Raw genomic sequence first — 12,029 nt, forward strand, 5'->3', positions numbered from 1 at the left:
TGGCTCGTCGGCTCGTTCAGCCGCCTTGCGCGCTGGAAGGGGCAGCACGTTCTATTGGAGGCCGCCGCGCAGCATCCGGACATGCATGTGGTGCTGGTCGGTGCGCCGTTGTTCGGCGAAGACGCCTATGAAGCGGAACTGCGCGAGTATGTGGCGCGGTACCGCATGAACGAACGCGTGCATTTCCTCGGCTTCCAGCGCGACGTGGCCGCCTGCATGAAGGCCGTCGATATCGTCGCCCACACGTCGATCACGCCGGAACCGTTCGGGCGCGTGATCGTCGAGGGGATGCTCGCGCGTCGTCCGGTCGTCGCGGCGCGGGCGGGCGGCGTCGTCGAGATTGTCGAGCACGACGGCAACGGGCTGCTGTTCGAACCCGGCGACGCGCACGGGCTGGCCGAAGCGCTCGCCGCGCTGAAGGCCGATCGTGCACGGCGCGAGCGGCTGGTTGCGAGCGGTCACGTGACCGCGCTGCGGCGTTTCGGCACGAAAACATACGTGGATCGGGTCGAACAGATCCTCGCGGATACGGCGCGCGCGGCGAAGAAGCGATAGCGGGTCTGGCGAGCGGCGTCGATGAGCTTTCCGGCGCGGTGTCGGACAGGAAAAAAGCCCTCGCGCTGAACTGCGCGAGGGCTTTGCGTGGGGGAAGCGGACGAATCAGGCGATGCGTTCCGGCGCTGGCGGCGCGACCCGCGCGCCGTGCGACGGTTTGAGGTTGGCCGACCAGCGCATCGCGGGCCGTTCGACCAGCCGGTAGAACAGGTAGGCGACCGGAATCGAGATTGCCATGAACGCGAACGACGGCCAGATCGACAGCTGTAGTTCTGAGCGGTAGAGCACCGAGCCGAGGCAGACGAACAGCGGCAGATGGACCAGGTAAAGCGAATAGCTGAAGTCGCCGAACCAGCCGAGCACGCGCAGCGGCGGTGTCGGGCGTGGCGGTTGGGCCAGTGCGCGATACAGGAAGCACGCGAAGCCGGCCGCCCACAGCTGAAACGCGCCGTACTGGCCGAAGCGGAACGCGCCGCAGCCTGCGGCGAGCAGGACGGCGGACGCCGCGTACCAGACGCGTGACGGCACGGCGTCGCGACGTGGTGCGTATGCGCGTTGCGCACGAACGTCTGCGATCCACGCGCCGATCGTCCATGACAGCCAGTACGACGTGAAAAACTGCAGGTCGTGCCGTTCGAGCAGCCACGCCGACGCGATATTGACAAGCGCGACCGCGCCCAGCACGGCGGGCATCCCAAAGCGCCTGCGTGCGGCGAACAGCAGCGGATAGATCGCATAGAACTGCACCTCGAGCGACAGCGTCCAGAGCGCGCCATTCGAGCCGTAGGTCTGGCCTGCCACGCCTTGCAGCGAGAACAGGTTGACCAGGAATGCGGTGACGCCGATATCGCGGATCTTATGGCTGACCGGCGCGTACTGCAGGCTGATCGTGTCGAGCCCGAGCGTCAACAGCAGCGCGGCCAGCAGCACCGGATAGATGCGCACCACGCGCCGCGCCCAGAAATTCGTCGGGTTCAGCCGGTATGCAGGATTGGCGGCGAGTTTGAGCGCCGCGTTGCGGTGGATGCAATAGCCGCTGATCACGAAGAAGATCGGCACGCCGGCCGAGCCCCACGCGAACGGAAAGGTCAGATAACCGACGATCGCGCCCGGATCCAGTGCGTGTCCGTAAGCGAGATGGAAGCGCTGCATCCCGACCCAGACGATTTGCCGGCAATGGAAATAGGCGACGAGCAGCGCCGCGAAGCCGCGCATCGCGTCGATCACGTGTTCCTTGTGATCGGCGGCGGGCGGCGCATTCAAAGACGATCCGCTGAAAGCGTGCATGCGATTCGATTCCTTGCGACGGATGGAGAGAAATTGTCGTTCAATCGTAATCCGCAAGAATTCGCGCAATGAATAAAAAAATCGCCGTGCGAAATATCGACGCCTGACATGTCGACACTATTCCGGGTGAATGTGCGTTTCGCATTCCGGCCAATTATTTGTCGATTTTTTTCTGATAGCTTGAGGTTTCAGTTGATTGATGCAAGGAGCGGCAAGATGGATATGCACTGGATCGCAAGCGCGGCGGTACTGCTGGTCATGGCCCTGCTGTCGGCATACCGTGATGCATTGAAGAACGAGCCGATCCGCCCGGGCCTGGAGCGGGGCGGAGTGCCGTATATCGAGGAATTTGAAGCGTAAGTTTTGGTATCCGGATAATCGGTCATTTGTCGCTGACCGGCGGATATCGCCGGAAATATCGACCGGTCCGGCGGAGATGATCGGTTAATCGGTTCGAGTTTGTTTTGAAAAGCGGCGGCAATCCGGTTTCGCGGCCGGATCGAATAACGGTTTGCCGTTCGAGCAATAACGCTTTCGTGTCGCGATGCGGCGCGGCGCAATCCACGCAATCAGGATGCGATCATGTTGAAAGTCACCAAGGCCGTGTTCCCCGTGGCCGGTCTCGGCACACGGTTCCTCCCCGCGACGAAGGCGAGCCCGAAGGAAATGCTGCCGGTCGTCGACAAGCCGCTGATCCAGTATGCAGTCGAGGAAGCGATCGACGCGGGCATTACCGAAATGATCTTCGTCACGGGACGCAGCAAGCGCGCGATCGAGGATCACTTCGACAAGTCGTACGAGATCGAGGCGGAGCTCGAGGCGCGCGGCAAGGACACGCTGCTCGATCTCGTGCGCGGCATCAAGCCGAGCCATGTCAATTGCTTCTACGTGCGCCAGCCGGAAGCGCTCGGCCTCGGTCATGCCGTCCTGTGCGCGGAAAAGCTCGTGCACGGCGAGCCGTTTGCGGTGATCCTCGCCGACGATCTGCTGCATGGCGAGCAGCCGGTGCTCAAGCAACTCGTCGACGTCTTCAATCACTATCACAGCTCGGTGATCGGCGTCGAAACGATCGCGCGCGAGGACAGCCGCTCGTACGGCGTCATCGAGGGCCGCGAGTGGGAAGAGGACATCATCAAGCTGTCCGGGATCATCGAGAAGCCTGCGCCGGAGGATGCGCCGTCGAATCTCGGCGTGGTCGGCCGCTACGTGTTCATGCCGACGCTGTTCGATCATCTGCGCCGGATCAAGCCGGGCGCCGGCGGCGAACTGCAATTGACCGACGCGATCCAGTCGCTGCTCGCGAACGAGCAGGTGCTGGCTCATCGCTACTATGGCACGCGCTTCGATTGCGGCAGCAAGATCGGCTATCTCAAGGCGACGGTCGAACTCGCGCTGGAGCATCCGGAAGTCAGCCGGGAATTCGAGGCCTATCTGCGGACCTGTCTGCCCGCGCTGGCGGCTGTCGCCTAGGATTTCGGCGCGGCCCGTTGAAGGTGGTGGTTGTTCGATTGGCCCCGGTCCGTTCGGTACCGGGGCGCTTTTTATGGATGGTGTGGCCCGCGCGACATGCGGCATACGCGCACACGGGGGCAGGCCCGCAAGGCATGAACGTCATGCGGGATGTGCGACGGATGACGCGATGTATCGAGGTGCGGCGGATGCCGTGGTCGTCACAGGCAAGCGGCGAAACCTGCTGGAAACCCGCGTAAAACGCATAAAAGTGCTGCACGAAGCGCCGAGGCGCTTGTAGAATCCGGCGTTGAAGCGCGCGTGTTGTGCGTTTCATCTGTATCCAACGACCACACCTGGTAGGAGAAACATGGCGACTTCCGCAAAAAAGGTGGCCAAGAAGGCTGCCGCACCGGCCAAGAAAGTGGCTGCCAAGAAAGCAGTGCCCGCGAAGAAAGTAGTGGCCAAGAAGGCTGTCGCGAAGGCGCCGGCTGCTCCGACGCCGATCAAGGACACTTTCACGAAGGCAGCGCTCGCCACGCACATCGCTGAGCGCGCAGAGGTTGAAGTGAAGGCTGTGAAGGCGGTGCTCGCCGCACTCGAGAACGTCGTGCTGGGCTCGATCCACAAGAAGGGCGTGGGCGAATTCACGCTGCCGGGCCTGCTGAAGATCACGGCACAAGCCGTGCCGGCAAAGAAGAAGCGCTTCGGCAAGGATCCGTTCACGGGCGAAGAGCGCTGGTTCCCGGCAAAGCCGGCCAGCGTGCGCGTGAAGGCACGTGCGCTGAAGAAGCTGAAGGACGCAGCCGCGTAAGCGTCGCACGACAGGCTGCCGGATATGTGCCGGCGGCGATCGCCGTGTTCGCGAATCCCCGTGTGTGAAAGCGCACGGGGATTTTTGTTTGCGCGGCGCGCTGAGATGGCTTTCATGTGTCGCCGGCGCCACCGCGGCCATGATTTCCGTGCTCGGCGCGCCGGCAACAAAAAAGCCAGCCACGGCCGAAACCTGTGACTGGCTTTGCGGTTCGGCGGCGCGGCGCCGATGACGCCGCGTGCCGAATGCGCCGTGCTTAGAACTTGTGGCGCAGGCCGAGTGCGACCAACTCTTGCGAGCGCGTGCCGGCGTAGCCGTACGAACCGATCGACGCTTCCGCAACCTGGGTGCCGCCGCTTGCTGTGCGTTGCGTGCCGCTCGCGTGCTGGTACGCGCCGATCAGGTAGACGTCGGTGCGCTTCGACAGCGAGTAGTCTGCGCCGACCGAAGCCTGATGGTATTTCGCGTCCGTGTCGCCGCTCGCGTTCGTGTACGCGTAGCCGAGGCCGAGCAGCAGCGACGGCGTGACCTGGTAGTTCGCGAATGCGCGACCGGTATGGAAGCGCTCGGTCGACGTGAAGTTCGACTGAGCGTCCGGCCGGTATTGCGAGAAGCTGTAGCCGAGGCCGAGCGTCACCGGACCGAGCACGTACTGGCCGGCGGCTTGCGCGATGTTGATCGACTTCGCCGTGGCGTAACCGCCGACGATCGGGTTGTTCGAGGTGTCGAGGCCGGTCGCCGTCGGGCTCGTCCAGCCGCCCGAGCCGTCTGCCGCGACCGCGCGCGAGCTGCCGTTCTCGATGTGGAGGAAGCCGGCTGCGAGGCCGACCGGACCGTTGATGTAGGTGGCTGCGCCGCCCCACGTCTGACCCTGGCCCGGATGGCCGGCCACACCGCTCAGCGCTTACAGGCCTTCGACCTGGAAGCCCGCGTAGACCGGCGACACATACTTGATCGCGTTGCTGACGCGGATGCTGTTGTCGTTGTTGTCGACGTCACCCGGCGTTGCGAAGACGCTGCCGAAGTAGTTGTCGCCCGTCAGGCCCTGAACCATGTCGGTGAGCGGTTCGTACTGGCGGCCCAACGTCAGCGTACCGTACTGGGCGTGGTCCAGTCCGACATAAGCCTGGCGGCCGAAGATGCGGCCGCCCTGGTTGAGGCGGCCGGTACCCGGATCGAAGCCGTTTTCGATCTGGAAGATCGCCTTCAGGCCACCGCCCAGGTCTTCTGCGCCCTTGAGGCCCCAGCGCGGACCCTGCAGGTTACCCGACAGCATCTGCCACGAATTGATGGCCTCGCCGTTATTGCCGTGAACGTATGCGATCGACGTATCGATCACGCCATACAGCGTCACGCTGGTTTGAGCATGAGCGGCACCGGCAGCGCCCAGCAGTGCGAGCGAGAGGGTGGACAGTGCGAGTTTTTTCATCTTTCAGTATCTCCACGCGAGTAATTCGTCAGTCATTATTTGTTGCGCATTGGAGAATAGCGCAGTGCCACACGCGTAAGAAAGCTCAAAAAATAAAGTGTCGCCAAAACATCACAGCGCGGAAAAATCCATATATATCAAATACATCTGAGACTATTCCTAAGTGAGCAATAGTTAACAATTATTGCGTTGCGATTGTTGTGATGGCTGGCGCTCAGGCGCCGCTGGCAACGGTTCCATGCCCTTGCAGGCGGCGAAGATGTCGATCGCAAACGTTTGCGGATGGGTGTGCGTTGCGGCAAGGGATACCAGGCACGTCGATGCCCGTCGACACCGCGCGCAACCGCAACTCGACGGGATGAATATGGTGTGCTTGCGCCAGTCGATTGCGCGTCGCGTGGTGCGCATCCGTCGCGGGACGATTTGCGCGCCGCTTGCGCGGCAAACATGATTCGCGACGGCTCTTCAGGCCGCGGCCGATGCCTCGGGATTACTTGTCCGGGAACCGTGCCGTCGCTGCCGCGGCATCCTCGGGCGAGGACCGGTGCGTTGCGCCGCGCGCCGCCGCGAATTCCGCGCCGAGGAGCAGCACGGCAGCGGAGAAGTAAAGCCACATCAGCAGCACCGCGAACGATCCCGCCGCGCCGAATGCACTCGCCGTGCCGGCGTGCGCGAGATACAGCGCGAACAGCTTCCTGCCGCCGGAGAACAGGAGCGCCGACACGCTGCCTCCGATCGCGGCATCGCGCCAGTCGACGCGTGCGTCCGGCAGGAACTTCATCAGCGTGGCGAACGCGCTGGCGAGCACGACGATGCCGACGACAAATTGCATCAGATTGCTGATCGCGATGTAGGGCGAATTGCCCCAGAGCCATGCACTGACAAACGTGATCGCGGTGTCGAGCACGAGCGAGACGATCAGCAGGAACGCGACGCCCAGCACAAGCCCGAACGAGATCAGGCGCACCCGCACGAGCCCGAGCACGCTCGACCAGCGGCTGTCGGTCGCCGGCCAGATCACGCTCAGTGCGGTGTTCAGCGACGCGAACGTCGCCGAGGCGCCGACCGCCAGCGCGCCGAACGAGATCAGCGTCGCGAGCCAGCCGTGGCCGCCGCTGCGGTGCGCGCTCTGGACGATGGTCTGCACGCTCGTGGCGGCATCGTCGCCGATCAGCTGGTGCGCCTGTTCGAACACCTGTCCACGTGCGGCTTCGTCGCCGTAGAACCAGCCGGCCACCGCGATGACCATCACCAGCATCGGCGCGAGCGAGAACGCGGAATAGAATGCGATGCTCGCGGCCATCGCGGAGCAGCGATCGTCGGAGAAGCGCTTGAACGCGGTCAGTGCCCAATGGGCCTGTGTTTGTGCGATACGTGCCGCTTGATCGGGGATAGTGGGTTTCATGTCGTGTTGACTCGCGACGCGGAATGCCGGCAATCGTTGGGAATCGAACCGCTCCGTATTGACGCGAAGCATGGATCATCGTTGCGTGGACGGCTCGGGGCTTTGCCGGTTTCCCTCGCAATCGGACTGAGGCCATCATGCCACATCGTTTCCGGTGCCCGTTGCCGGAAAACCGCCGCCGCTCAAATCGGGACGGAAACGCATGCGCAGCTCGGATGGCGGCGTGAAGGCCGGCACGATGCGGTTGCCTGCACCTCGCGCGAACGGCGCGATGCGCGCCGCACGCGGGAAATTGGCGGCGATAACGCAGGTCAGAAGCTGCTATTCTTCACGTTGTTGGCGCGTCTGATGCTCTGCTGCCGTTCGAACCTGTCATGCGACGGCGGTTTCCGCTGTGCTCTCTGCTCTGATCGGGATGATTCGTCGCGCAGCGATGGCGCGTGCGGCGGCATCGTCTGCATGGCGATGCGGAGCCGGGCCTCGGTTCCGATCGGCGCGGCGATGTGCGGCACGATCACGGTGGATCGGCGCGCAGAACCATCCGAAGCGGTGCCGCGCAAGCGGGAAGCCTGCACGCCGGGCGCGGGTGACAAGCCGGTTGCGGCGAGGTGTCGGGCCCGCCGGAAGCGCCAATGCGTCGGCGCTTGTTTTTGAAAGGCACTCTCGTGACTCAACGTATTCTCGGACCGAGTGACATCGCCGCGCACGATCATTCGGTGATTCCACGCTTCCGCCTGCCGGAGCGCGCGACGGTATTCTCCGCGCGTGCCGGGCGGCTGCGTCAGCTCGCCGACCTGAATCCGATCGGCGGCTACGTGCGCCTGATGGCGGTCGTCGCGGACGCGCAGCATGCGGTGCTGCAGGACTTCGCTGCCGCGGCGCCGCCGAACGAGGCGATCAGGCGCGCGCAGCAGCACGCGATGCCGCTCGTGCCGGCGCTGTCCGGCGAGCGCGATCCGCAATGGCGCGCCGTGCTGCATCGCCTGATCGACCGCCTCGAACAGGCCGGGCTCGTCAATCCGGCGCTTGCCCGGCTGCTCGACCGGATCCGCCTGATGACGCCCGCCGCGCTCGACGCACAGGCGGACGCGCTGCTCGCGCTGCGCTATGCCGCAGTCGACCGGACGACCGCGCCGTTCGTGATGGCGGCGCTGCAGGTCGTCTGGACCGATCTCGCGAGCCGTGTCAGCCCCGCCGACGTACCGTTCCTCGATCAACCGGGCCTGTGCCCGGTGTGCGGCACGCATCCCGTCGCGAGCATCGTGCGTACCGGCGGCCCGCTCCAGGGCTGCCGCTTCCTGCAATGCAGCCTGTGCGCAACCGAATGGCACATGGTGCGCACGAAGTGCTCGCACTGCGATTCGACGAAGGGGATTGCGTACCACGGTGTCGAAGGCGGCAGCGCAGCCGTGAAGGCCGAGTCGTGTGACGAATGCAGGACGTATCGCAAGATCGGCTATCAGGACAAGGATGCCGGCTTCGAGCCGCTTGCCGACGATCTCGCGAGCCTCACGCTCGATTTACTGATGAACGAAGCAGGTTACCGGCGCAGCGCGCCGAATCCGTTGCTGTGGCCGGACCTGCCCCAGGAAGAATGAAAGGAAACGCCTGTTTATGACCGAACCTGGTTTGAACGAGTTGAATGCGGTGCTGGCGCGCGTGCCGTCCGTCGAGCGCGTGTTGTCGTCGGCGCCGATCCGGCCGATGCTGGACGAGTATGGCCGTACACGCGTGCTGAACGCGGTGCGCGCGGAACTGGAGCGCTGGCGCGCGGTTGCGCAGCGCGATCCGGCGGCGGCCGAGCCGCTCGACGAGGCGCGCATCGCCGCGACCGTGGCCCGCACGCTGGCCGTGCAGAGCGCCGGCACGGTCCGGACGGTATTCAATCTGACGGGCACGGTGCTGCACACCAATCTCGGGCGCGCGCTGCTGCCTGACGACGCGGTGCGCGCGGTCGTGACTGCGCTGACGCAACCGGTGAACCTCGAGTTCGACCTGGCGAGCGGTCGCCGCGGCGACCGCGACGATCTGGTCGACGAATTGCTCTGCGAGCTGACGGGCGCCGAGGCGGCAACGGTCGTCAACAACAACGCGGCGGCGGTGCTGCTGACGCTGTCGGCGCTGGCGTCGAAGCGCGAGGTGATCGTGTCGCGCGGCGAACTGGTCGAGATCGGCGGCGCGTTCCGCATTCCCGACATCATGAGCCGCGCGGGCGCGCGGTTGCACGAGGTCGGCACGACGAACCGCACGCACCTGCGCGACTATGCGGATGCGATCGGTCCGCGCACCGCGCTGCTGATGAAGGTGCACTGCAGCAATTACGCGATCAACGGTTTCACGAAGGAGGTGACGCTGCCCGAACTCGCGCCGCTCGCGCGCGAACACGGACTGCCGGTGGTCGTCGATCTGGGCAGCGGTACGCTGACGGATCTGGCGCAGTGGGGGCTGCCGCATGAAACGACGGTGCGCGAAACCATCGAGGGCGGCGCGAATCTGGTCACGTTCAGCGGCGACAAGCTGCTCGGCGGTCCGCAAGCCGGCCTGATCGCCGGCGATCGCGCGTTGATCGCGAAAATCAAGAAGCATCCGCTCAAGCGCGCGCTGCGGGTCGGCAAGCTGACGCTCGCCGCGCTCGAGCCGGTGCTGCGCCTGTATCAGGCGCCGGAATTCCTCCGTGAACGGTTGACGACGCTGCGACTGCTGACGCGCCCGCAGCAGGAGATCGCCGCTGCGGCCGCGCGCGTGCGGCCGGTGTTGCAGGCGGCGATCGGCAGCGGCTACGCGGTCAGCGCCGAGCCGATGTTCAGCCAGATCGGCAGCGGTGCGCTGCCGGTGGATCAGTTGCCGAGCTACGGACTCGTCGTGCGCACGCCGGACGGCAAGCGCGGCGGCCGCGCGCTCGCGCAACTGGAGAAGCGATTGCGCGAATGGCCGCGGCCGGTGGTCGGGCGTATCGCGGACGGTGCGCTGTGGCTGGACCTGCGCTGCCTCGAGGCCGCCGACGAAGCGGTGTTCGTCGCGCAATGCGCGGGCGAGACGGAGGCGGCGGCATGATCGTCGGTACAGCGGGACAAATCGACCACGGCAAGACGACGCTGGTGCGCGGGCTCACGGGCGTCGATACCGACCGCCTGAAGGAAGAGAAGGCGCGCGGCATTTCGATCGAGCTCGGCTATGCGTATGCGCCGCTCGACAACGGCGACGTGCTCGGCCTGATCGACGTGCCGGGACACGAGAAACTCATTCACACGATGGCGGCCGGCGCGTGCGGGATCGATTTCGCGCTGCTCGTGATCGCCGCCGACGACGGCGTGATGCCGCAAACGCGCGAGCATCTGGCGATCCTGCAACTGCTCGGCATTTCGCACGGCGCGATTGCACTGACGAAATGCGATCGCGTCGACGAGGCGCGGCGCACGGAGGTGCAAAACGAAATCGCCGCATGGCTGCACGACACGCCGATCGCCGATGCGCCCGTTTTCGACACCTGCGCGACGGATCCGGCCGATCCGGGCGTCGCGTCGCTGAAACGCCATCTGTGCGAGGCGGCGATCGCGTGGCGTGCACGGCGCGACGACGGGCTGTTCAGGCTCGCAGTCGATCGCGTGTTTACGCTGGCCGGGCAGGGCACGGTCGTGACCGGCACCGCGTTCGCGGGACAGGTGAAGGTCGGTGAGACGCTGGCGATCGTGCGGACCGGAGACGCGGCGCGCGTGCGCAGCATCCATGCGCAGAACCGGCCGGTCGATGCCGGTCGCGCCGGCGAGCGTTGCGCGCTGAATCTCGCCGGTGTCGACAAGGCCGCCATCGAGCGGGGCGACACGATCGCCGATCCGCGGCTCGGCGCGATGTCGCCGCGCATCGACGTCGAATTGTCGCTGCTGCCGGACGCGGGGCTGACGCTGACGCACTGGGCGCCGCTGCACGTGCATCTCGGCACGCTGCATCGCGTGGCGCACGTCGCGCTGCTCGACGGGGAAACGCTGTCGGGCGGCCAGCGGATGCGCGTCCAGCTGGTGTTCGACGAACCGGTGTTCGCGCTGCCCGGCGACCGCTTCATCGTCCGCAATCCGCAGGCGACGCGCACGGTCGGCGGCGGCCGCGTGCTCGATCCGTTCGGCCCGGCGCGCAAGCGCCGTACGCCCGCGCGCCGCGCATGGCTCGATGCGCTGGCCGTATGGCTCGATGAAGGCCGGCTCGACGCATTGCTCGCGCAGGCGCCGCTCGGCATCGCGCGCACGACGCTCACGCATCTGACGGGTTATGCGCCGGACGCGTTGCAGCTGCCGGACGATGCGCTGTCGATCGGGCAGCACGGGCCCGCATCGAACGACGGATGGGTGATCGCGCGCGCACACTGGCTCGCGCTGCAGACGAAGGCGATCGAGACGCTGCGCGCGTATCACGAACGCATGCCGGACGAGCAGGGCCTCGACGCGGCACGTCTGCGCCGGATGGCCGGGCCGCTCGTCGGCGACGTGCTGTGGCGCGCCTTGGTCGACGCGCTCGTCGAAAGCGGCGAGATCGCCCGCAGCGGACCGTGGCTGCATCTGCCATCGCATTCGGTGAATCTCGATGCGCGCGACGAAGCGCTCGCGCAGACCTTGCTGCCCCTGATCCGGGACGGACGTTTCGACCCGCCATGGGTACGGGATCTCGCGTCCGAGACCGGCGTGCCGGAAGAGGCGGTGCGGACGTTGCTGCGCAAGCTCGCGCGGCGCGGCGACGTGCACCAGATCGTGCGCGATCTGTTCTATCACGCGGACGTGGTGCGGGAACTGGCGGGTCTGGTCGCCGTCCTGGCGCAGGCGCGTTCGGGTGGCGGGCTCGACGCGGCGACATTCCGGGATGCGACCGGGCTGGGTCGCAAGCGCGCGATCCAGATCCTCGAATTCTTCGACCGCATTGGGTATACTCGCTTCCGCCGCGATCTCCACTTCCTGCGCCCCGACAGCGGCTGGTTCGGCACGGTGGCGTAGGCATCCAGATTTCCGAAGGAAGGCATCCGTATCCGGTGGTGCGGCCGGGCTTCAAACCCGGTAGGGGGCGTCAGCCGCTCCCTGGTAGGTTCGACTCCTGCTGCCTTCCGC

Annotated in this window: 10 protein-coding genes, 1 tRNA gene and 1 pseudogene; 8 read left to right on the forward strand and 4 right to left on the reverse strand. The window is 65.7% G+C overall.

The genetic code is table 11. The features are described from left to right. Positions 1 to 555: glycosyltransferase (locus KH616_RS13535; RefSeq protein ID WP_292245243.1), on the forward strand; the 555-nt coding region annotated here is incomplete at its 5' end. Positions 556 to 660: 105 nt separating this feature from the next. Here the strand turns inward: KH616_RS13535 and KH616_RS13540 are convergent. Beyond that, the gene (locus KH616_RS13540) at positions 661 to 1,842 is read right to left on the reverse strand and encodes an acyltransferase (RefSeq protein WP_292245245.1); all 1,182 of its coding nucleotides are present in this window, start codon (positions 1,840 to 1,842) and stop codon (positions 661 to 663) included. A gap of 108 nt (positions 1,843 to 1,950) precedes the next feature. On the opposite strand from KH616_RS13540, the gene KH616_RS13545 reads away from it, so the two are divergent. From KH616_RS13545 to KH616_RS13555, 3 genes are all read left to right on the forward strand, one after another. Next, entirely contained in the window at positions 1,951 to 2,202 is a 252-nt protein-coding gene (locus KH616_RS13545; protein WP_292245263.1) for a hypothetical protein, read from the forward strand. 222 nt (positions 2,203 to 2,424) lie between these two features. Next, entirely contained in the window at positions 2,425 to 3,312 is an 888-nt protein-coding gene (gene galU, locus KH616_RS13550) for a UTP--glucose-1-phosphate uridylyltransferase GalU (protein ID WP_292245247.1), read from the forward strand. A gap of 349 nt (positions 3,313 to 3,661) precedes the next feature. After that, entirely contained in the window at positions 3,662 to 4,105 is a 444-nt protein-coding gene (locus KH616_RS13555) for an HU family DNA-binding protein (protein WP_292245250.1), read from the forward strand. A 256-nt stretch (positions 4,106 to 4,361) separates the two neighbouring features. Here KH616_RS13555 and KH616_RS13560 read toward each other — a convergent pair. The 3 genes and pseudogenes from KH616_RS13560 to KH616_RS13570 all read right to left on the reverse strand — a co-directional run bounded on the left by KH616_RS13560 (position 4,362) and on the right by KH616_RS13570 (position 7,613). Then, positions 4,362 to 5,534: pseudogene (locus tag KH616_RS13560) on the reverse strand (porin). Between the two features lie 490 nt (positions 5,535 to 6,024). After that, on the reverse strand, positions 6,025 to 6,939 hold the full coding sequence (locus tag KH616_RS13565) for a YihY/virulence factor BrkB family protein (RefSeq protein WP_292245252.1): 915 nt from the start codon (positions 6,937 to 6,939) through the stop codon (positions 6,025 to 6,027). 311 nt (positions 6,940 to 7,250) lie between these two features. Beyond that, a complete protein-coding gene (locus KH616_RS13570) occupies positions 7,251 to 7,613 on the reverse strand; it encodes a hypothetical protein (RefSeq protein ID WP_292245254.1) in 363 nt (120 codons plus the stop codon). On the opposite strand from KH616_RS13570, the gene fdhE reads away from it, so the two are divergent. The 4 genes from fdhE to KH616_RS13590 all read left to right on the forward strand — a co-directional run bounded on the left by fdhE (position 7,605) and on the right by KH616_RS13590 (position 12,029). After that, positions 7,605 to 8,537, forward strand: a complete 933-nt coding sequence (gene fdhE, locus KH616_RS13575; RefSeq protein ID WP_292245256.1) for a formate dehydrogenase accessory protein FdhE — start codon at positions 7,605 to 7,607, stop codon at positions 8,535 to 8,537. The genes KH616_RS13570 and fdhE overlap by 9 nt on opposite strands. A 16-nt stretch (positions 8,538 to 8,553) precedes the next feature. Continuing rightward, entirely contained in the window at positions 8,554 to 9,993 is a 1,440-nt protein-coding gene (selA, locus tag KH616_RS13580; RefSeq protein WP_292245259.1) for an L-seryl-tRNA(Sec) selenium transferase, read from the forward strand. Next, entirely contained in the window at positions 9,990 to 11,918 is a 1,929-nt protein-coding gene (selB, locus tag KH616_RS13585) for a selenocysteine-specific translation elongation factor (RefSeq protein ID WP_292245261.1), read from the forward strand. Before selA ends, selB begins: the two co-directional genes overlap by 4 nt. Positions 11,919 to 11,935: 17 nt before the next feature. Continuing rightward, a tRNA-Sec gene (locus KH616_RS13590) sits at positions 11,936 to 12,029 on the forward strand.

It is taken from the genome of Burkholderia sp., assembly GCF_018375725.1.
In the GTDB taxonomy this organism is placed as follows: Bacteria; Pseudomonadota; Gammaproteobacteria; order Burkholderiales; family Burkholderiaceae; genus Burkholderia.

Excerpts from the sequence above, each read along its gene's own strand:
- KH616_RS13540 (WP_292245245.1), bottom strand. The coding sequence starts at position 1,842 with ATGCACGCTTTCAGCGGATCGTCTTTGAATGCGCCGCCCGCCGCCGAT.
- KH616_RS13545 (WP_292245263.1), top strand. The coding sequence starts at position 1,951 with ATGTCGACACTATTCCGGGTGAATGTGCGTTTCGCATTCCGGCCAATT.
- galU (WP_292245247.1), top strand. The coding sequence starts at position 2,425 with ATGTTGAAAGTCACCAAGGCCGTGTTCCCCGTGGCCGGTCTCGGCACA.
- KH616_RS13555 (WP_292245250.1), top strand. The coding sequence starts at position 3,662 with ATGGCGACTTCCGCAAAAAAGGTGGCCAAGAAGGCTGCCGCACCGGCC.
- KH616_RS13565 (WP_292245252.1), bottom strand. The coding sequence starts at position 6,939 with ATGAAACCCACTATCCCCGATCAAGCGGCACGTATCGCACAAACACAG.
- selA (WP_292245259.1), top strand. The coding sequence starts at position 8,554 with ATGACCGAACCTGGTTTGAACGAGTTGAATGCGGTGCTGGCGCGCGTG.
- selB (WP_292245261.1), top strand. The coding sequence starts at position 9,990 with ATGATCGTCGGTACAGCGGGACAAATCGACCACGGCAAGACGACGCTG.